The sequence below is a fragment of the Flavobacterium sp. 123 genome (genome assembly GCF_003634825.1).
Classification (GTDB): Bacteria; Bacteroidota; Bacteroidia; order Flavobacteriales; family Flavobacteriaceae; genus Flavobacterium.
Genome location: NZ_RBXD01000001.1, coordinates 894,430 through 914,746, shown reverse-complemented (window position 1 = coordinate 914,746; position 20,317 = coordinate 894,430). Strand labels below are relative to the sequence as shown.

Below are 20,317 nucleotides of genomic sequence, written 5' to 3'. Positions count from 1 at the left end.
AACCATGAATGTCAGACAATATCTAGACTCTACTTATTTAAAAACCGCAGAGCAAGAAGGAATTAGTGAAACGGAAAGTGTTTTAATCGCTAAGAGATTTATTCAAGAAGCAATTGATGAACATTTTAAGCTTATTATGATTCGTCCCAATAGAGTTGCGCTGGCTAAAAAGATGATTGCTGAAGCACATTCAAATTTGCAGATTGGTACTGTGATTGATTTTCCAGAAGGCAAATCTAGTTTAGACGAAAAGGTATTAGAAGCTAATGAGGCAATCAAGAATGGTGCTGATGATTTAGATTTTGTATGTAATTATGAGGCTTTTAAGAGCGGTGAAGTTGATTTAGTTAAACAAGAAATTCTTGCATGTACAACCTTAGGGTTGGCTAATCATAAAGTAGTAAAATGGATAATTGAAGTTGCGGCTCTAACTGATACGCAAATTATACAATTGTCTTGTTTGATTAAAAATTTGGTAATTTCAAATTTTAAAGAAGAATCGTTTTCTTCTGTTTTTGTGAAATCATCTACCGGTTTTTTTAAAACCAAAAACAATTTGCCTAATGGCGCCACAGTTTCATCGATTACTTTAATGCTTGAAAACGCCTTTCCGCTTCCTGTGAAGGCTGCTGGAGGTGTTAGAACTTATGATGAAGCTATTGAAATGATACAATTGGGAGTAAAACGAATAGGAACTTCAGGAGCTAAAGCAATTGCAAATGGAGAAAGCACACAAATTGATTATTAAACACAGCAGCAATATGAAGAAAGGTTTGTTATTGTTATTTTTAGCATTATATACTTGTTTTAGCTATTCTCAAGAATTAAGCGGTAATGCTTTACCCGAAAGATTTCCTGTTTTTTCGGGATGTGAAAATCTGCAAGGGGTAACCTTAGAAAATTGCTTTTATGACCAAGTTCAAGATTTTGTTTTCCAAAATTTTAATGTTTCTGAAAGCTTAAAACAAAATAATTTTAATGGAACTGTAAAAGTCCTTTTTGAAGTAGATGAAACGGGAACTTTCAAAGTTATTTATGTAGATGCTGTTGAAGAAGATTTAGTAAAAGAAACAAAAAGAGTTTTTGCTAAGTTTCCTAAAATTAAACCTGCTACTTATAATGGAAAAGCTACGTATTCAAAATATACTATTTCAATTGCAATACCTTTAAAAACTAAAGAACAAATTGCCGCTGAAGCAAAAGCTAAATCGGAGATTCTTAATAATACAACTACAAAACTTACGGAATTAGACAGTTTAGTTTATAAGAAGTATACTAATCCAGAGTTCGAGAGTCACCTTAATATTCCCTTCTCTCATAGTTATTATGCGGAATTTGATGCTTCAATTAATAAGATTGGAAGTAACAATCATACGGCTTCTAAACCGTATACGTATGCCGAAGTTTCGAAATATTATGATTTTAAAAAAGTTAACGAAAAGAATAAAAAAGAAGCTTCAGGATGGTGGTCTAGAAAATTATGGAACGAGAGTATGGTCGAAATCCAAGGCGAAGGATATTGGTTTACTGTAAATCCTATATTTGATTTGCAAGTGGGTAAAGCATCTCAAAGTGATGTTTCTTACACATATGTAAATACTAGAGGAATTAATTTTAGAGGAGGAATTGGGAAACAAATCAATTTTACCACAACTGTTTTTGAAAGCCAAGGACGATTTGCGGATTATTTCAATCAATATGCTGAATCAATTAAGCCTGCAGGAGGTAATCCTGCTATAATACCGGGCATTGGAATTGCCAAAGATTTCAAAACGGATTCCTATGATTTTCCTTTGGCGGAAGCCAATTTAACGTATGCAGCAAGCAAGAATTTTGATTTACAATTAGGTTATGGAAGAAATTTTATAGGAGATGGATACCGTTCTTTGTTAGAAAGTGACGGAGCTAGTCCATACCCATATTTCAAAATAAATACTAATTTTTGGAAAATAAAATATACGAATACCTACATGTGGCTTAAAGATGTTCGCCCAGAAGTTACAATCGAAAGAACGTATGCTACAAAGTTTATGGCCAATCATTACTTAAGTTGGAATGTTTCAAATAAATTAAATTTAGGATTTTTCGAGTCTGTGATTTGGACTAATACCAATAATAGAGGTTTTGATAAGAGTTTTATAAATCCTATTATTTTTTACAGAACAGTTGAATTTGCTTCTTCGGCTAGAACTGGAAATGCACTTTTAGGACTTACCTATAAATATAAATGGAATAATCAAGTTAATCTCTATGGGCAATTTTTACTTGATGAATTTTCTCTTGGTGAAATTAAAAGTGTAGACAATAGTTGGAAAAATAAATTTGGATATCAGTTGGGAGCTAAATATTACAATGCTTTTCATGTTGATAATTTATTGCTTCAGTTGGAATACAATCATGTGCGTCCTTATGTGTATTCTCATAGTGACCCTATTACAAACTATGGGCATAACAACCAAAGCATGGGGCATCAATGGGGTGGTAATGCAAAAGAGTTTATTGTAATTGCTCGTTATCATAAGGGGAGGTATTTTGCAGATGCTAAAATTACTACAGGAACACGTGGTTTGGATTTTAATACGACTGAGGATAGTTACAATTATGGCGGTAATATTTATAAAGATTATGATGAAAACAGACCCTTTGATTCAGGAGTGAAAGTTGGTCAAGGAAATAAAACAGCAGTCTTTATTACAGATCTTCAAGTAGGATATTTAATAAATCCGGCAACGAATTTAAAATTTTTCGGAAGTTATATTTACAGAAGTTTTGATCCAAGTCAGAATACGGCAACTACTTTTAACCAAAGTACAAATTGGTTCACAATAGGGTTGAGAGCAGATATTTTCAATTGGTATTTTGACTATTAATTTTCGGTTTTGTTATAAAAAACTTTTTTATGAATTGTTTTTTGCCAAATCCCTTTTGATAGCCTACTTTTGCAAAAGTTTTTACAAAAATAAATAGCAGCATTGAATACAATACCAAATCCTATTTCTATAAAATCTATATATATTGACTTTAAGGCAATTACTAAAGCAGGTTTAGCTATTAGTGTTGTGTTTTCGTCTATTGCGGGATTTGTGCTAGGAAATAATAGTTTTGATTCTAGCAGTTGGATTGTATTATTAAAGCTTGCTATTGGCGGATATTGTATGGTTGGAGCATCAAATGCTTTTAATCAGGTTATCGAAAAAGACCTCGATGCTTTAATGGATCGAACTAAAAACAGACCTGTTCCTGCAGGGAGAATGAGTTCGACAGTAGCATTAGTTATTGCTAGTTTGTTAACTATTATTGGTATAGCATTATTATTTACCATCAATCCTAAAACAGCAATGTTTGGTGCGATTTCAATATTTCTTTATACTAGTATTTATACGCCACTTAAGACGGTGACTTCTTTGTCAGTTTTTGTTGGGGCGTTTCCGGGAGCAATTCCTTTTATGTTAGGCTGGGTAGCTGCTACAGGGAATTTTGGAATTGAAGCGGGAACATTATTCTTGATTCAGTTTTTTTGGCAATTCCCTCATTTTTGGGCTATTGGTTGGTTTTTGTTTGAAGATTATGAAAAGGCAGGTTTCTTTATGCTTCCTACTGGAAAAAAAGATAAAGGAACAGCGCTTCAAATTATTTTATATACGGTTTGGCTTATTATTGCCTCTCTTCTGCCAGTTTTAGGTCATACAGGGCAATTGTATATTACGCCTGTCGCTGCTGTTGTGGTGTTTTTATTAGGTCTTTGGATGCTTTATTACGGAGTTAGACTTTATAAATTGAGAACTGCTAAAGCTGCAAGAACTTTAATGCTAGTAAGTGTTTCGTATATTACATTGTTACAATTAGTTTATATATTTGATAAATTTTTAAGATAGTTATGGAAATTACAATGACAACAGAGGAACAAAAATCCAGAACGGCAAGATCATATAAATTGATATTGTTGTTTGCTATGGTGAGTATGACGATGATGTTTGCAGGACTAACGAGTGCTTTTGTGGTAAGTAAGTCTAGAGCAGATTGGTTGAAAGATTTTCAATTGCCAACAGCGTTTTATTTTAGTACAATAGCAATAATCGGATGTAGTGTTACTTTTCATTTAGCAAAAAAAGCAATACAAAAAGACCACCAAGGAAGAACAACTACGTTTCTTTTGTCTACTTTAGCATTAGGAATTTTATTTGTTATCTTGCAATTTGTAGGATTCGGTCAAATTGTTGCAAACGGGTATTATTTTACGGGACAAGCAAGTTCAATTACAACAACATTTCTTTATATTGTGACGGTTGTTCACTTGTTACACCTGGCTGGAGGGCTTATTTCTCTTTTAATTATTATTTATAATCATTTTAAACAAAAATACAATTCAACACAAACTCTTGGAATTGAACTAGGTGCGATGTATTGGCACTTTCTTGATTTATTGTGGGTTTATTTATTTTTATTTTTATTTTTCTTTAAATAAGAAAAAAATGTAAATTTGGGAACTTTTTAACGAATAACTTATATGGGATCGACAGTTAGTACTGCAAATAGTGAAGAAAAAACTTGGGGTGGCGGAAATGAGCCAATGGGAGCAAGTTATGGTAAATTAATGATGTGGTTTTTTATCGTATCAGATGCCTTAACGTTTTCTGGATTTTTAGCTGCTTATGGTTTTTCTAGATTTAAATTTATTGAAACATGGCCTTTGGCGGATGAGGTGTTTACTCACTTTCCATTCATGCATGGTGTATCTGCACCGATGTATTATGTAGCATTAATGACATTTATTTTGATTTTCTCTTCTGTAACAATGGTTTTGGCTGTTGATGCAGGACACCAAATGAAGAAAAATAAAGTAGTTGTTTACATGTTTCTAACCATTATCGGAGGTTTAATCTTCGTTGGTTCACAAGCTTGGGAATGGAAAAACTTCATTAAAGGAGAGTATGGAGCAATTGAGACAAAAGGAGGTAGCTTACTTCAGTTTGTTGATAAAGATGGTCACAGAGTAGCTCTGGCTGACTTTGCTGCAACATTGCCGGAAGAAAGAGAACAACTTACAAGAAATAAAGGAAGATGGTTCATGAGTGAGCCAGCTTTACCATCATACTCTGTAGCTGAAGTTCAAGCAGGTTTCAAAGCACATCCTGATCTTTTGATTAGAACTGAAGTTATTACTAAAGAAAAGAAAAAAACAATTTTATCAAGAGAAGAGTCTGAATTAAGACTGAGTCAAGCTAGTTTGGTAGTTGAAGGTGCAAATCTTACTAGAAACGAATACGGAAGTAAATTATTTGCTGATTTCTTCTTCTTTATCACTGGTTTCCACGGATTCCACGTTTTCTCTGGTGTAATTATAAACATCATCATCTTTTTTAATGTGCTTATAGGTACCTATGAGAAAAGAAAAAGCTATGAAATGGTTGAGAAAGTTGGATTATATTGGCACTTTGTAGATTTAGTTTGGGTATTTGTATTTACAGTATTCTATCTTGTTTAATTTTCAAAAAAAGTAATTATCATGTCACACGAACACGTCTCTAATACCGGTAGAATCTGGAAAGTATTTGGAATATTATCTGCCGTTACAATTATAGAAGTTTATTTAGGGATTATTAAACCTGAGTTTCTTCACATGAACAATTTTTTAAGTATGAATTTGCTTAACTGGATATTTTATGCGCTTACAATCTTTAAAGCATATTATATCGTATGGGCTTTTATGCACATGGAAGGTGAAAAAAGTACTTTGAGAAATGCAGTTGTTTTACCAGTAATTTTTCTAGTATTATATATTCTTTTCATTCTATTGACTGAGGGGGATTATATTTATGGGGTTTTTAAAAATTCTACCATTAAATGGAATTTTTAACAAGATATTAATTCAAAAAAAGGGTACGCATTGCGTGCCTTTTTTTATTTTTGCACTTTAAATTTTATTTTTTCATAATGAAAAAAAATATAGTCCTTTTTGTTCTTTTTATTTTGCCTATCGTTGCCTATCTTTTTTTTGCATCGGGGGTAAATAGTTTTACTAAACTACCAGTTATAACTCCTAAAGTTGCTGACTTTGGTAATTGGAAATCTTTAGACAATCAAAAAGTCAGTTTAAATGGCAAAGTGACAATTCTGGGGTTTTCAGGAACAGAGCTTTTAAAAAACAGAGGTAACTTTTTTAATTTAAACCAAAAAATTTATCAGAGATATCATGATTTTAAAGATTTGCAATTTGTAGTTATTTGTCCAATTGGAACTGAAGCAGATGCTAAAAAAGTTGTTGACGCTTTAGCAGCATTTACTGATGTCTCTCAATGGCGTTTTGTTTTTACAACTACTGATGAAATCAGTGCTTATTACAAACAACTAAAATTAGTTGGAAAATTAGATGCTAATTTTGGCACCCCTAATGTTTATATTTTAGATAAAGAAAGAAATCTAAGAGGAAGAAAACAAAAGAAAGAATATAAAGAAGGCTATGATACATTTCATCCTTCTGAGTTAAGTAATGAAATGTTAGATGATTTTAAAGTCATTTTGTATGAATATCGTGCGGCACTAAAAAAGAATCATAATGCAACTAGACAAATTTAATTGAGACATCATGCTTAAAAATAAATCATACATTGGAATTTCTTTTATCGTACTGATCTTTGGAATTTACGCTATTCCTAAGATTGTAGATAGGATTAAAAATGGTGATGTTGTAAAAGGAGATCGTTTGGATAAAGTTACAACACATCAAAATGACACTAAAAATTTGGTGCTAATAGGGCCAGCTCCAAAATTTAAATTAGTAAATCAAGACAATAAACAAATTACTAATGAAGATTATAAGGGTAAAGTTTATGTCTTAGAATTTTTCTTTTCAACCTGTCCTTCTATTTGTCCTAAAATGAATGCCAGTATGTTGACTATTGAAGATAAATTCTTTGGTAATCCTAATTTTGGAATCGTTTCTATAAGTATAGATCCAGCCCACGACACACCTGAAATTCTAAAAAAACACGCTAGTTTTCTAGGAGTTAAATCTTCTAGTTGGAACTTTTTGACAGGAGATAAAGAGTATATTTTTAATCTTGCCAATAAAGGATTTAATCTTTATGCTGGAGAGAACAGTAAAGTAAGCGGAGGTTTTGAGCATTCAGGTTTGTTTGCTTTGATTGACAAAAACGGGAATATCCGTTGTAGAAAAGACGATTTTGGAAATCCAATTTTATATTATGATGGGTTGGATAAAAAAGGAGTGAGAAATATTCAACAAGACATTAATACATTATTAAACGAATAAAAATGAGAGAAAATTCGATAGAACAAAAAAGCAGTAGTTTTATAATTATCGTTTCCATTCTAATCCCAGTTGTGGTAGCTATTCTTTTTGGAGTTAAACTAAAAGATTATGGGTTTGATATAGAGCCACTAAGTTTTTTGCCGCCTATATACGCTACGACTAATGCCATAACTGCAGTTATTTTGGTTGCAGCAGTTATTGCTATAAAAAACGGAAATAGAAAACTTCATGAGCGGTTAATGACCACTGCAATTGCGTTGTCAGTAGCTTTTCTTGTGATGTATGTTGCATATCATATGACCTCTGATTCAACAAAATTTGGTGGAGAAGGCACAATTAGATTCGTTTACTTTTTCATATTGATAACGCACATAATTCTTTCTATTGCAATTATTCCTTTAGTCCTGATTACTTATGTAAGAGCATTGGCCAATAAATTTGACAAGCACAAAATAATCGCAAAAATCACCTTTCCTATTTGGTTATACGTTGCTGTTACTGGAGTGATTGTTTATCTAATGATTTCACCCTATTATGTTAATTAAGGCAACTAATATTAAAAACAATACATTTAATTCTAAAGTAAGAACACTCTTATTTGGAATCTGTTTTTTTCTTATTTCTGTAACTACAAATGCACAATGTGCAATGTGTCGTGCTGCATTAACCAGTGAAGGAAATAAAACAAAAGCTGAAGCTGTAAATGATGGAATTGTTTATTTGATGGTGATTCCGTATCTATTAGTTGGAGGTATTGGATATGTTATTTATAGAATGAAGAAAAAGAAATCGTAATCATTTCTGTCTTATTCTATTATTTTAACCCATCTACTGAAACATTCACAGTTCCATTAATCTTTATAAAGGCTATCATGGCTTGGTTAGTCAATTGTATTTTTTGAAATTGAATATCTTCCATTTTTCCATTTATAAATACACCAGGCATAGGAGAATAATTTTTCAAATATGCTAAAATACTTTGTTTGCCTTCTTCTAAATTGGGTTTTATGGAGTAGCGACAACTTTGCTGAATTTTTCTTAAAACAAATCCTTTGGCTAGCCAATTTGCAGTTAGCATCAATTTGTTTTTTGTGTCCAAAGCATAATCCAGTTTGTCAAAAAACACTTCTTTGGTTTCTTCATTATACTGCGGAAATCCAGCTAAATAAATCGTTCCATTTATTGATCCAATCACATCTAAGGCAATAATCATTTTGCTATCCTTATGCCAAATGGCTACGTTTTGAACTTTAATTTTTTTGGTTTTTGAACCAAATTCTTGCCCATAGAAGTTTTTGGTCATTATTTTTGAAGCTTCTTGATAGGTCGAAACGGCAGCAATATTAGCGGTAATTTGCTCAGGGATTTTGCTTACAGGTTTTAAAATAATGGTATTTGCATTAAATTTTGTATCCGGTTTTTTGCCAATCAAAGTTTCCATGTTGCATTTCATTCCCATATCTAGAAGAAATGTGTCATTTTTGAGTTTTATATTTGTGGAATAGATTTCAATAGGAGCTATTCGAAGCCAACTTTCATAAGTTTCGCTCAGCTGAAATGGTGTGCAAATTTTTTCTAAAGCAGCAATTACATTTGGTTTGAAATCCATAGATTTAGAAATGGATTCGTCGATTTTCTTTTCAATTTTTGACCTGAAGATTTTAACAGCTGGATTAATCAAATAAGTAATTGGAATGTTTTTATTAAAAACAGTCATAGTTGGACTTTCAACCCAATCTAATGATTTTAATTCGGTTGTTGTGTTCAGTTTCCAGTTGGTTAGGTTTACATCACTCAGTAAAGTTACCATGCCATTTAAGTTAAATTCCTTTGTGTTGTATAGTTCAACGCCTAATTTTTTAGTTCCTATTCGGTACTTGATAACCGCTTTTAAAGGTAAAATAGTTTTAATTTTTTCTTCTCCTATTCCGTGATTGTTTTCAATTGTGATAGGCGCCAATTTCCAAATTTTCATTTCAATATTATCATCTTCGATAGTGTTATCTTCATAAATCAATCCAGACAAAAGGGTATTTGTTTTCTTTTCAATGTCTTTTAGCTTAATACTAATAGGCAAGTTGATAAAAGAGGGAGTATTTTCATAAACTAAAGGAACAGCATCATCAGGTTCAGGTTTTAGCGTTGTGATTTTTTGAGAATTAGCACAGCTAGTAAGTAAAATTAAAAAGGCAAATACAAGTACTACGGGAATGAGTTTTGGCATTTTGTTTTTGTTAAGAGACACAAAATTAGTGAAACAAATATATTTTAGTATTAAACTGTAACATTTTCAATTGAAATAAGTCTTATGGATTTATATACAATGCTATATTAACGTTTTATTATTACAATTTCTTTTGCCTAAGAACTATTATTGTTAAAAATTGACTTACTATGATTGAAATTAAAGACTTGCATAAATCCTACAAAATGGGAAGTTCCGAATTACATGTATTAAAAGGAATTAATTTTAATCTTTCATTTTGATAACCTGTAAAATAAAAATATGGAATCAAGGCTTATTAACGGAAGAACCTAAACAATAATAAGCAATTTAAAAAAGAATTTTAGTTTTAAAAAAAATGTTAAATTTGTGTAGTACCTTTACTGCACTTTCATTCAAAATATATGAAAAAAAATAGTTGTATTAGTTTTGTTTTTATTGTGCTTTTTGCATTGTCCACTCATGCGCAATCTAAAAAGTGGACTCTGGAAGAATGCATCAAGTATGCAATACAAAATAACATCTCGATTAAACAAACAGAATTAGATACGAAGACTGCCGAAATTGATAAAAAAGGAGCCATTGGGAATTTTCTCCCGTCTTTAAATGCGAATGCTTCTCACTCATGGAATATTGGTTTAAACCAAGATATTACCACAGGACTTTTAAGAAATCAAACAACCCAATTTACTTCGGCTGGAGCCAATGTTGGAATTGATATTTACAAAGGATTGCAAAACCAAAATACACTCCGAAAAGCTAATCTTTCGATTGTTGCTGCTAAATATCAATTGTTAAAAATGCAAGAAGATATTGCTTTGAATGTAGCCAATGCTTTTTTGCAAGTTCTTTTTAATAAAGAAAATTTAAAAGTACAACAGCAACAATTAGCAATAAATCAAAAGCAATATTCGCGTTCTGAAGAATTAGTTAAAGCGGGTTCTGTTCCTCGTGGTGATTTATTAGATATAAAAGCTACAGTGGCTTCAAATAATCAAAACGTTATTAATGCAGAAAACACTTTGCTTATTTCGAAACTAAGTTTGGCTCAGTTATTACAATTAAAAGAATTTGATTCTTTTGATGTTGTTGATGGAACGGATATCAAAGACGAAAATAATATCATGACTCAAACTCCAACTTCAATTTATGAAAAAGCAAAGGAGAGCCGCACAGAATTGAAAATTGCTAAAACTAATTTAGAAATTGCAGAGAAAAATGTTGCCATAGCAAAAGGAGCTTTTCAACCTACTTTACAAGGTTTTTATAGTTTTAATAGTCGTGTTTCTTATGCTGATGTTCCTGCTTTTGATAGTTCAGGAAATATTATTGGTACTAAAAGTCCATCTCCTTTCTTTACACAGTTTAGTGATAACAAAGGGCAATCTTTTGGAGCACAGTTATCTATTCCGATATTTGATGGTTTTTCAACCAAAAATAATTTGGAACGCACAAAAGTGAATTTAGAAAAATCTAAAATTGCTCTTGAACAAAAAGATTTAGATTTGCAAAGAAATGTCTATACTGCCTTTACAGATGCAAAAGGAGCTTTAAATGCTCATGAATCATCTATTGTTGCACTTGAAGCAAGACAGGAAGCGTACAATTATGCAAAAGAAAAATATGCTGTAGGCTTAATGAATTCATTCGATTTCAATCAGTCTCAAACCTTGCTTACTAATGCACAATCAGAAGTACTTAGAACTAAATACGATTATATCTTTAAAATAAAAATATTGGAATTTTATTTCGGAATCCCAATTATCAAAAACTAATTTATCATGTCAAAAAAAACAATTTATATTTTAATAGGATCAGCTGTAGCAATTATAGCTTTATTAATAGGACTTTCAAAAGCTGGAGTTATAGGAAATAAAGACGAGGGAAAAGAAGTCGAAATTTCTCAAGTTAATGCTACAACAATTGTTGAAACAGTTTCAGCTACAGGTAAAATTCAACCTGAAATTGAAGTGAAAATTGCTTCAATGGTTTCAGGAGAAATTATTGCACTTCCTATAAAAGAAGGACAAGTAGTTAAAAAAGGAGATTTGTTAGTTAAGATAAATCCAGACTTATATACTTCAGGTTTAAATAGAACTGTTGCTAATTTATCAGGAACTAAAGCAGGCTTGAGTCAAGCGGATGCTTCGTTTAAAGAAGCAAAAGCAAGTTATGAAAGAAACAAAATTTTATTTGAAAAAGGAATAATTTCAAAATCAGATTGGGATAAAGCAGTGGCTTCTTTTGATGTTGCAAAAGCAACAAAGCAAACGGCTTATTTTAATGTTCAAAGTGCTTCTGCATCCGTTAACGAAGCGAAAGATAATCTTGGAAGAACCATAATTTATGCGCCTGCAGATGGGACTGTTTCAGTGCTTAATGTAGAACTTGGTGAACGTGTTTTAGGAACACAACAAATGGCAGGAACTGAAATATTACGAGTTGCTAACTTGAATAATATGGAAGTAGAAGTAGATGTGAATGAAAATGATATTGTTAAAATAAAAGTAGGAGATAAAGCTAATGTTGAAGTAGATGCTTATTTAAAAAAACAATTTAAAGGAGTTGTTACCAGTATTTCTAATTCGGCTAGTTCTACTTTGACATCAGATCAGGTGACTAATTTTAAAGTAAAAGTTAGAATTCTGAAAGAATCATACCTAGATTTATTAGAAGGAAGACCAGATACTTACTCGCCTTTTAGACCAGGAATGACTGCAACAGTTGATATTATTACTAAAACCAAAAAGAATGTTTTAGCAGTGCCAATAAGTGCTGTAGTGGTGAAATCAGATACTGCTGCTGTTAAGGAGATAAAAGTTGATGATCCAAACTCAGAAGAGAAAAAAGTAGCTCCCAAAAGCGATAAAAAATTCGAATGTGTTTTTGTAAAAGTTGGGGATAAAGCAAAAATTAGAATCATAAAAACAGGAATACAAGATGATACTAATATCGAAGTGCTAACGGGTCTTAAAACAGGAGATCGAGTTATTACTGGACCTTACACAACAGTGTCAAAAGAACTAAATTCTGGGGATAAAGTAAAGCTTAAAACTGCTGCGAAAAAATAATATAGTCAGAATGCAATAATTTTAAATCTTAAATTTCAAACTTGTATTATATATTAAATATTGAAACGGCAACGAAAAATTGTTCTGTTGCTTTGGCCAAAGATGGTATGACCATTCTTTGTAAAGAAATTGCAGATGAAGGGTATTCTCATGCAGAACGCTTGCATGTTTTTATCGAAGAAATTATAAAAGAAGCTGGAATTACTTTCAAAGATTTAGCTGCAATTGCAGTAAGTCAAGGCCCAGGTTCTTATACGGGGTTACGAATAGGAGTTTCTGCGGCTAAGGGATTGTGTTTTGCCCTTAATATTCCTTTAATTGCTGTTGATACTTTACAGGCTTTGGCATCCAAAGTAAAAATTTCTGAGGGATTAATTATTCCTATGATTGATGCCAGAAGAATGGAAGTATATAGTGCTATTTTTCATCCAAATTTAAATAACCAAAGAGCGACTGCAGCAGAAATTATTACCGAAAACTCATTTGAAGATTTTCAGGAAACTTTATATTTTGTTGGTGATTGTCTTGATAAATGCAAATCGGTTCTTACTAAGGAAAATTTTATTTTTTTAGAAGAAATTAAATATCCATCCGCCAAAGAGATGAGCGAATTAAGTTATACAAAATTCAAAATAAGCGACACTGTAGATGTCGCTTATTTTGAGCCTTATTATTTAAAAGACTTTATGATAACTACTTCAAAAAAGTAAATTAGGATTTATTTTTTGATAATTCTGTTACAAACGGTTGAATAGCTATTCCCTCAATATCAAATGCCAATTTGCAGTTTTCCAATGTTTCAGAGAAAACAGCACTGTAATCTTCATTATTCGCCCATGGTCTTACAGCTAATTGTATCGCATTATCGGTTAAGTTTTTAACAGAAACTTCGGCTGCAGGTGTCTTAAGTATTTTTGGATTATTATTAAGAACCTCATTAATTATATTTTTAGCTTTTTTAATATCTGTGTCGTATGAAATGGCAATAGTTAAATCTGCTCTTCTATATCCTTGTAAAGAATAATTAATAATAGTTCCGTTTGATAATGATCCATTTGGAACGAAAATAGTCTGATTGTTTCCAGTAATTAATTTGGTTACAAATATCTGTATTTCACTTACTGTCCCAGTTACCCCTTGCGCTTCAATAGTATCTCCAACTTTGAATGGTTTGAATAATATAATTAACATTCCACCAGCAAAATTTGATAGCGAACCTTGAAGTGATAGGCCAATTGCAAGTCCCATAGCTCCTAAAATAGCAACAAAAGAAGAGGTTTCAATCCCTAATTTTGATATAAAAGTAACAAACAAAAGAACTCTTAGAACCCAAAGTAATATATCTGCTAAAAATTTTGTTAAGGTTGGGTCTAGTTGTCTTTTAATCATCATTCTTCTGATGAATCTATTGATAAGCCGGATGCTGTAGAGACCAACAAAAAGGATTAAAAATGCTGAGATAACTTTTGGTGAATAATCTATCAATACTTTGATAAAAGTATTTGCGTAATCAGTTAGTTGATTTGGGTTTAGGTTCATTTTTTATAATAAAAAACCTTCTCAAAGGAGAAGGTTAAGTTTGTGTTGCAAAGATATAAATAATTTTATTTCTTTGAATCAATCGAGGTCTTGTTATTTCTGTGGTTCTATTTTGTCAATAATTTCAGCTGAATCAGAATTTTTCTCTGTAAAATCATCAGTTGTAACATCAATAGCATCAATTGTAATTTCTTTTTTTTCAACTGTTGGATTTGTGTTTTCCTTTACTTTATCAAGTATTGTATCTAGACCATCAGCTGCTTTTTCAGAATATTCTTGAACAACTTCTTTCGTTTTTTCTATAATCGGTGTTAAAGTATCTTTTGCTTTTTCGATTGTTTCTTCGGCTACAATTTCTACTTTTTCAATTATAGGAGATGTAGTTTCTTTTACTTTTTCAAGTGTAGTCTCTACTAATTCCTCTGCTTTGTCAATGTAAGGCGTTGCTGCTATTTTGGCCTCTTCTACAGCTATTTCTGCATTTGTAGCAATTTGATCTACCGTTTTTTTAGCGGTGCCAAATAAATCTTTGAAAAATGATGATAATCCCATACCCTTTGTTGTTTGATTAGTATACAATACTAAGCATTTTTTTTCAGAAATCCTTTATTAAAATGTTAATAGTTTCTTGAAAATCAGCAAGTGGCATTTGACAGGTTTTATTTTGACAAATGTAAAATTGATCTTTTGAATCCGAGAATCGATCTTGTAAAAAAGGAAGCTTGGAATTGGTCTGAGTACCTGCTAATAGAATATTTGGGATATATAGCCTATTAATTGTCTCCGTATAATCCAAAGCTTTTGGACTACAAATAGCCAGTTCTTTATTTTCACCCGAATAATTAAGACCTAAATCAAGCCAATTTGAATAAGCAGATGGATAATCAATATTTGGAAGTATTTGATGTAACATTTGCTGGCAAACTTTTTCGTAATACGGATTGTTGAAATAGATACTTAATTGGTATAAATTTTTAGCCATAACAGAGTTCGATGCGGGAATGACATTGTCTTCCGTTTCAAAATGTGTGCTAATTAATGGTGCATCTAGATTTGATGTAAAAGCAAAGAAAGATTTATTTTCATCGTAGAAATGCTCAAAACTGTAATCCGTAAGTTGTTTAGCATCATGAAGCCATTTTTCTTCAAGAGTGACTTCATACAATCCAATAAAAGCTTGAATTAGGAAGCAATAATCTTCAAGATAACCATTTATGGTGCTTTTTTGAGTTTTATAATTATGGAGCAAATTCCCTTTACCAGTCCAAAGATTTTTGATAATAAAATGGGCGTTTTTCAAAGCTAAATCTAAATATTTAGAGTCTCCTAATGCTTTATAAGCGTCACTATAGCCTTTGAGCATTATGGCATTCCAAGAGGTAAGACATTTATCGTCAAGTCTTGGTTTAGAACGTTTTCCTCGTTCTGTATAAAGTAATTTTTCCCAAGTAATTTTTTTCTTTTGGAGTTTTAAAGTGTCTATATTATTGGCTTCAGCAATATTTTTCAGCGATTGATTTTGAATTAAAACATAATTCTCCTCTTCCCATAATCCAAAACTATTGCAATTAAAAACTTGGCTGAATAAATTGAAATCTTCTTTTAGAAGTTGTTTTAATTCCTCAATTTTCCAAACATAAAAAGCACCTTCTTCTAAATGATTTTCAGGGTTCAAACTATCGGCGTCTAATGCAGAATAAAAGCCACCTTCGGTGTTCATTAATTCTTTTTCAACGAAGTTTAGCGTTTTCTCTATGACTTCTTTATATAAAGGATTTTTAGTCCATTTATAAGCATCGCTGTATAAGGAAACTAATTGGCCATTGTCATAAAGCATTTTTTCAAAATGAGGAACATGCCATTTCATATCGACTGAATATCTCGAAAATCCTCCGTCAACGGTGTCGAAAAGACCTCCGTAAGCCATTTTTGTTAAGGTTAAATTCACAAAATCCAGCACTTCAGCATCTTTATTTTGATAGCCAAATCGCATTAAAAAAGCATAATTATTAGGCATCATGAATTTTGGAGCTCTAGCCATTCCTCCAAATTCTAAATCGAAACTTTTTTTCCATTTTTCGACTAATGAAACAATCTGTTTTTGGTCAACAGCATTTTCAATAGTTTCTGATTGTATTAGTTCTAATGATTGGATTCCTTGGTGTAATTTTTCCGCATATTCAATCATTTTCTCTGGAACTACTTGATACATTTCTTGTAATTGGTCAAGAGTTTCAGTCCATTCTTCTTTTCTAAAGTATGTTCCACCCCAAACCGGTCTTCCATCAGGTAAGGCTACTATATTTAATGGCCAGCCACCACGTCCGGTCATAATTTGAACAGCTTTCATATACACGGCATCTACATCAGGTCGCTCTTCTCGATCTACTTTGATGTTTATAAAATGTGCATTCATAACTTCAGCAACTTCATTATTCTCGAAGCTTTCATGTTCCATTACATGACACCAATGACATGCAGAGTAGCCAATACTTAGGATGATTAGTTTGTTTTTTTCTTTGGCCTCGGCTAATGAATTTGTGTTCCATGCTTTCCAATGCACAGGATTATTAGCATGTTGTAACAAATAGGGACTGGTTTCTAAATGTAATTCGTTCATGGTTATTTTTTATATAGATAACATTGAAAATACTTTTGCTTCGTAATTTTAGTACAGGAATGATTATGATATACTATTGAAGAGCGCTTATAAAAATAAAAAAAGCGTTCCTAAATGAAACGCTTAATGTTAGTTTTTTTAATATAAAATAGTTAAGCATTAATAGCTTCAACTTTAATATTCTCATCGTTTAACATGCTTTTCAACATGTTTTCGATTCCGCTTTTCAAAGTGAAAGTTGATGAAGGACAACCGCTACAAGCACCTTGTAAAATTACTTTTACTGTTTTGTCGGATTCATTATAAGAATCAAAAGCAATATTTCCACCATCGGCTGCTACAGCAGGTTTTACATATTCTTCTAATATATTGATGATTTGTTGTGATGTAACATCAAGGTTATCAAAATCTTGTGTTTTATTGTTTTCTTCAACGGTAGCTGCTTGAATGAAATTTTCGTCTAAAACTATTCCGCCATTCTCGATATATTGCTTGATGAAACTTCTTAATTCTAATGTTATTTCTTGCCATTCATTAATTTCATATTTAGTCACTGAAATATAATTTTCATCAATAAAAATTTCTTTAACGTAAGCAAATTTGAATAATTCTTTAGCTAATGGAGAAGAAGCAGTTTGATCTATATTTTTAAATTCTACCGCAGTTTTAGTTAACATTCTGCTGACCACAAATTTTAAAGCAGAAGGATTTGGAGTAGTTTCTCCATAAACGGTGATAGGCTGTTTTTTGGCTTTGTTTTCTTGTTCAGCAATTATGATACCACCATCATTCACAAAATTTTCTATTTGTTCTGCTACTGCATCTTTTACATCTTCCCATTCTACAATGCTGAATTTTTCGATAGCGATAAAATTCCCTGAAATATATACGGTTTTTACAAAAGGCAAGTAAAAAAGTTGTTGTGCTAAAGGAGATGATTTTGCTTCGTCTATGTTTTTAAATTCAAAACTTTCGTTCTGAGTTATAAAATCAGGAAATTCAAATTTTAGTATAGTTGGGTTTTGAGTTTCTTTTATGATAATTTTAGTCATGATAAGATGTATTTTTTTGCAAATTTAGTGAAGTTATTTTCTACGAATACCTATATTTGGTTTTTAATGGAATAAATTAACTTTTTTTTAGATAGTCATAGTTGTCAATTCGTTTTTTGTGTTAAACATTTTACTATTTTAGCCTATCTTTTTGTATAAAAAAACCTCAATGTATACCAGAATTAAGTTTTTAGTTTTACTTTTTTTTATAAGCTTTTATTCCTTTTCACAAGAAGGAATACCGGTATATTCCGATTATTTGTCTGATAATTATTACTTAGTTCATCCTTCGATGGCTGGAGCGGCTAATTGTGCTAAATTAAGATTCACGGGACGTAAGCAATGGTTTAATCAACAAGATGCGCCAGAACTGCAAACACTAAGTCTGAATGGTAGAGTAGGCGAAAGAACAGGAGCTGGGATTATTCTTTTTAACGATAAAAATGGGTATCATTCTCAAAAAGGGGTTAAACTTACCTATGCCTATCACATTATGTTTTCAAGAGACGAAATTGACTTGAATCAATTGTCTTTTGGTATAAGTGCAGGGTTAATCCAAAGTCAATTAGATGAAACTGAATTTACAGATTTTGATCCTATAGTTTTTGGGCAAGTTCAGAAAGACTCTTATTTTAATGTTGATTTTGGAGCTTCTTATAATTATTTAAATTTCTACGCTCATGCTACAGTTCAGGGTGCTATAGAAACTAGAAGAGAGCTTTATACCGAATTTGAAAGTGATAATTTAAGAAAATATCTCTTGAGTTTAGGATATGTTTTTGGAAACAAAGACAAAGTTTTGTGGGAACCATCAATTATGTTTCAGTTAATTGACAAAACACAAGAAAAATCAATTGATCTTAATTTGAAAGCCTATAAACAACTTGATTTTGGGATGTTATGGGGAGGATTGTCTTATAGAAGAAGCTTTGATGGTGCTCAATATCTAAATGGCACTGGTGTTTCTTCACAAAAACTGCAGTATATAACTCCAATTGTAGGGGTTAATTTCAAAAATTTTATGTTTGCCTATACCTATTCAAAAGTTTCAGGGGATATAAGATTTGATACTGGTGGATACCATCAGATTACTTTGGGACTTAATTTATTCTGCAAACCTGAGAAATACGATTGTAATTGTCCTGCCATTAATTAATTTTTAAAATCAAATTCGATGTTAATAAAATCTGTTAACGGAAAAACTCCATCTATACCTGATGATTGTTATGTAGCTGAGAATGCTACTATAGTTGGCGATGTAAGTTTTGGTCATTCGTGTAGTGTTTGGTTCAATGCCGTTATTAGAGGCGATGTGAATTTCATCAAAATAGGGAATAAAGTAAATATTCAAGATGGTGCAATTGTACATTGTACGTATCAAAAACATCCCACAATCATAGGAAATAATGTTTCTATTGGACATAATGCTATTGTGCATGGTTGCACGATTCATGATAATGTATTGATAGGAATGGGAGCCATTGTAATGGATAATTGTATTGTAGAAAGTAATTCTATTATTGCGGCAGGAGCAGTTGTTACTCAAAACACTGTAGTCACTTCGGGAAGTATATATGCGGGTGTTCCTGCAAAGAAAGTAAAAGACATAGATCAATCTAATTTTGCAGGCGAAATAGAGCGTATTTCCAATAATTACGTGATGTATTCGAGTTGGTTTAAAGACGAAGAATAATCACTATCACTTCATGCTCTTAATGTTATAAATGGATTTTTTCAAAGAAAGACTTTTAATTAAAAATCTATTTGTTCAACAAGATATTTTCCTTCTAATATTTCAGACAATACTTTTGGATTAGTATTAGTATAAAAAACGGGAGTCTTTTTTGTAGCGGAGCTAAATCCTACTTTATCGTTCAAGATTTTTTGGGTTTGTTTAGCGACTGCTTGGCCTGAATCAATAATTTGAATATGTGGTGGTACTATTTTTTTGATTTGTGGAATCAAATAGGGGTAATGGCTGCATCCTAAAACTAAATAATCAATATTAGCTTCAATCATAGGTTTAAGATAGGATTGGAGTAGTTGAGTCATTTCGGGCGAATTGATTTGACCGTTTTCAATGAGCTGGACTAATCCATAACCTACTTGTTCAATGATTTTTGTGTCTTGGAACATCTCGGTAGTCTTGTTGAATAATTCACTATTTAGCGTTCCTTTAGTAGCTAAGATTCCTATTGTTTGTGTTTTTGAATTATTTGCTGCAGGTTTTATTGCAGGTTCAATACCTATAAACGGAATATCATATTTTTCGCGTAACTCTTGTATCGCATTTGTGGTTGCAGTATTGCATGCAACTACAATGAGTTTGCACTTCATTTTAAGTAGAAAATCTGTGTTTTTCATACTTAATGCAATAATTTCTTGTTTTGATTTTTGACCATAAGGAGCATTCTTGCTATCTGCAAGATATATAGTCTTTTCATTTGGTAATAATTGGTGTATTTCTCTCCAGATTGAAGTTCCTCCAATACCAGAATCAAATATTCCTATAGGTTGGTCATTATTCATATAAACAAA

General features: G+C 31.6%; 21 protein-coding genes and 1 pseudogene. 16 read left to right on the top strand and 6 right to left on the bottom strand.

All coding sequences use genetic code 11. From position 1 onward, the window contains the following. The first annotated feature begins 4 nt into the window (after positions 1-4). The 10 genes from deoC (at position 5) to C8C88_RS04140 (ending at position 8,068) form a co-directional block, all read left to right on the top strand. On the top strand, positions 5-748 hold the full coding sequence (deoC, locus tag C8C88_RS04185) for a deoxyribose-phosphate aldolase (RefSeq protein WP_121336912.1): 744 nt from the start codon (positions 5-7) through the stop codon (positions 746-748). Positions 749-761: 13 nt separating this feature from the next. Then, on the top strand, positions 762-2,870 hold the full coding sequence (locus C8C88_RS04180; protein ID WP_121338561.1) for an energy transducer TonB: 2,109 nt from the start codon (positions 762-764) through the stop codon (positions 2,868-2,870). 102 nt (positions 2,871-2,972) lie between these two features. Then, positions 2,973-3,875: a heme o synthase gene (cyoE, locus tag C8C88_RS04175; RefSeq protein WP_121336911.1), complete on the top strand. Its 903-nt coding sequence runs from the start codon at positions 2,973-2,975 to the stop codon at positions 3,873-3,875. Positions 3,876-3,877: 2 nt separating this feature from the next. Continuing rightward, complete coding sequence (locus tag C8C88_RS04170; protein ID WP_121336910.1) at positions 3,878-4,465, top strand: cytochrome c oxidase subunit 3; 588 nt, start codon at positions 3,878-3,880, stop codon at positions 4,463-4,465. A 42-nt stretch (positions 4,466-4,507) separates the two neighbouring features. Then, on the top strand, positions 4,508-5,485 hold the full coding sequence (locus C8C88_RS04165; RefSeq protein ID WP_121336909.1) for a cytochrome c oxidase subunit 3: 978 nt from the start codon (positions 4,508-4,510) through the stop codon (positions 5,483-5,485). Between the two features lie 21 nt (positions 5,486-5,506). Next, positions 5,507-5,857, top strand: a complete 351-nt coding sequence (locus tag C8C88_RS04160; protein WP_121336908.1) for a cytochrome C oxidase subunit IV family protein — start codon at positions 5,507-5,509, stop codon at positions 5,855-5,857. A gap of 77 nt (positions 5,858-5,934) precedes the next feature. Next, positions 5,935-6,576: a hypothetical protein gene (locus tag C8C88_RS04155; protein ID WP_121336907.1), complete on the top strand. Its 642-nt coding sequence runs from the start codon at positions 5,935-5,937 to the stop codon at positions 6,574-6,576. A 10-nt stretch (positions 6,577-6,586) separates the two neighbouring features. Continuing rightward, on the top strand, positions 6,587-7,273 hold the full coding sequence (locus C8C88_RS04150; protein ID WP_121336906.1) for an SCO family protein: 687 nt from the start codon (positions 6,587-6,589) through the stop codon (positions 7,271-7,273). Positions 7,274-7,275: 2 nt separating this feature from the next. After that, positions 7,276-7,818, top strand: coding sequence for a DUF420 domain-containing protein (locus C8C88_RS04145; protein ID WP_121336905.1), 543 nt, complete (start codon positions 7,276-7,278; stop codon positions 7,816-7,818). Next, positions 7,808-8,068 carry a hypothetical protein gene (locus C8C88_RS04140; protein ID WP_121336904.1) on the top strand — a complete coding sequence of 87 codons (261 nt, stop codon included), beginning with the start codon at positions 7,808-7,810 and terminating at the stop codon, positions 8,066-8,068. The genes C8C88_RS04145 and C8C88_RS04140 overlap by 11 nt, the downstream gene beginning before the upstream one ends. A 19-nt stretch (positions 8,069-8,087) precedes the next feature. Here C8C88_RS04140 and C8C88_RS04135 read toward each other — a convergent pair whose 3' ends face one another. Continuing rightward, positions 8,088-9,497: a DUF4403 family protein gene (locus C8C88_RS04135; RefSeq protein ID WP_121336903.1), complete on the bottom strand. Its 1,410-nt coding sequence runs from the start codon at positions 9,495-9,497 to the stop codon at positions 8,088-8,090. A gap of 170 nt (positions 9,498-9,667) precedes the next feature. Between C8C88_RS04135 and C8C88_RS12960 the strand changes: the two are divergent. The 4 genes and pseudogenes from C8C88_RS12960 to tsaB form a co-directional block, all read left to right on the top strand. Then, positions 9,668-9,751, top strand: a pseudogene (locus C8C88_RS12960) (macrolide ABC transporter ATP-binding protein); the annotation flags it as partial. Positions 9,752-9,901: 150 nt separating this feature from the next. Further along, positions 9,902-11,272 carry a TolC family protein gene (locus tag C8C88_RS04125; protein ID WP_121336902.1) on the top strand — a complete coding sequence of 457 codons (1,371 nt, stop codon included), beginning with the start codon at positions 9,902-9,904 and terminating at the stop codon, positions 11,270-11,272. A gap of 6 nt (positions 11,273-11,278) precedes the next feature. Next, the gene (locus C8C88_RS04120; protein ID WP_121336901.1) at positions 11,279-12,568 is read left to right on the top strand and encodes an efflux RND transporter periplasmic adaptor subunit; all 1,290 of its coding nucleotides are present in this window, start codon (positions 11,279-11,281) and stop codon (positions 12,566-12,568) included. Between the two features lie 41 nt (positions 12,569-12,609). After that, positions 12,610-13,278 carry a tRNA (adenosine(37)-N6)-threonylcarbamoyltransferase complex dimerization subunit type 1 TsaB gene (gene tsaB / locus C8C88_RS04115; RefSeq protein WP_121336900.1) on the top strand — a complete coding sequence of 223 codons (669 nt, stop codon included), beginning with the start codon at positions 12,610-12,612 and terminating at the stop codon, positions 13,276-13,278. Position 13,279: 1 nt separating this feature from the next. On the opposite strand, the gene C8C88_RS04110 is transcribed toward tsaB, so the two are convergent. From C8C88_RS04110 to C8C88_RS04095, 4 genes are all read right to left on the bottom strand, one after another. Then, positions 13,280-14,107, bottom strand: a complete 828-nt coding sequence (locus C8C88_RS04110; protein ID WP_121336899.1) for a mechanosensitive ion channel family protein — start codon at positions 14,105-14,107, stop codon at positions 13,280-13,282. A 93-nt stretch (positions 14,108-14,200) separates the two neighbouring features. After that, on the bottom strand, positions 14,201-14,659 hold the full coding sequence (locus C8C88_RS04105) for a YtxH domain-containing protein (RefSeq protein WP_121336898.1): 459 nt from the start codon (positions 14,657-14,659) through the stop codon (positions 14,201-14,203). A 43-nt stretch (positions 14,660-14,702) separates the two neighbouring features. Further along, positions 14,703-16,727, bottom strand: coding sequence for a thioredoxin domain-containing protein (locus C8C88_RS04100; RefSeq protein WP_121336897.1), 2,025 nt, complete (start codon positions 16,725-16,727; stop codon positions 14,703-14,705). 152 nt (positions 16,728-16,879) lie between these two features. Continuing rightward, positions 16,880-17,779 (bottom strand): NifU family protein, encoded by a 900-nt coding sequence (locus tag C8C88_RS04095; RefSeq protein ID WP_121336896.1) that lies wholly within the window; start codon positions 17,777-17,779, stop codon positions 16,880-16,882. 169 nt (positions 17,780-17,948) lie between these two features. Here C8C88_RS04095 and C8C88_RS04090 point away from each other — a divergent pair, with 169 nt between their 5' ends. Both C8C88_RS04090 and C8C88_RS04085 read left to right on the top strand, forming a co-directional pair. Then, complete coding sequence (locus tag C8C88_RS04090; protein ID WP_121336895.1) at positions 17,949-18,935, top strand: type IX secretion system membrane protein PorP/SprF; 987 nt, start codon at positions 17,949-17,951, stop codon at positions 18,933-18,935. A gap of 18 nt (positions 18,936-18,953) precedes the next feature. Then, positions 18,954-19,472 carry a gamma carbonic anhydrase family protein gene (locus tag C8C88_RS04085; RefSeq protein ID WP_121336894.1) on the top strand — a complete coding sequence of 173 codons (519 nt, stop codon included), beginning with the start codon at positions 18,954-18,956 and terminating at the stop codon, positions 19,470-19,472. A gap of 59 nt (positions 19,473-19,531) precedes the next feature. Here the strand turns inward: C8C88_RS04085 and murI are convergent, their stop codons facing one another. Next, positions 19,532-20,308 carry a glutamate racemase gene (gene murI / locus C8C88_RS04080; protein ID WP_121336893.1) on the bottom strand — a complete coding sequence of 259 codons (777 nt, stop codon included), beginning with the start codon at positions 20,306-20,308 and terminating at the stop codon, positions 19,532-19,534. Between the last annotated feature and the right edge of the window lie 9 nt (positions 20,309-20,317).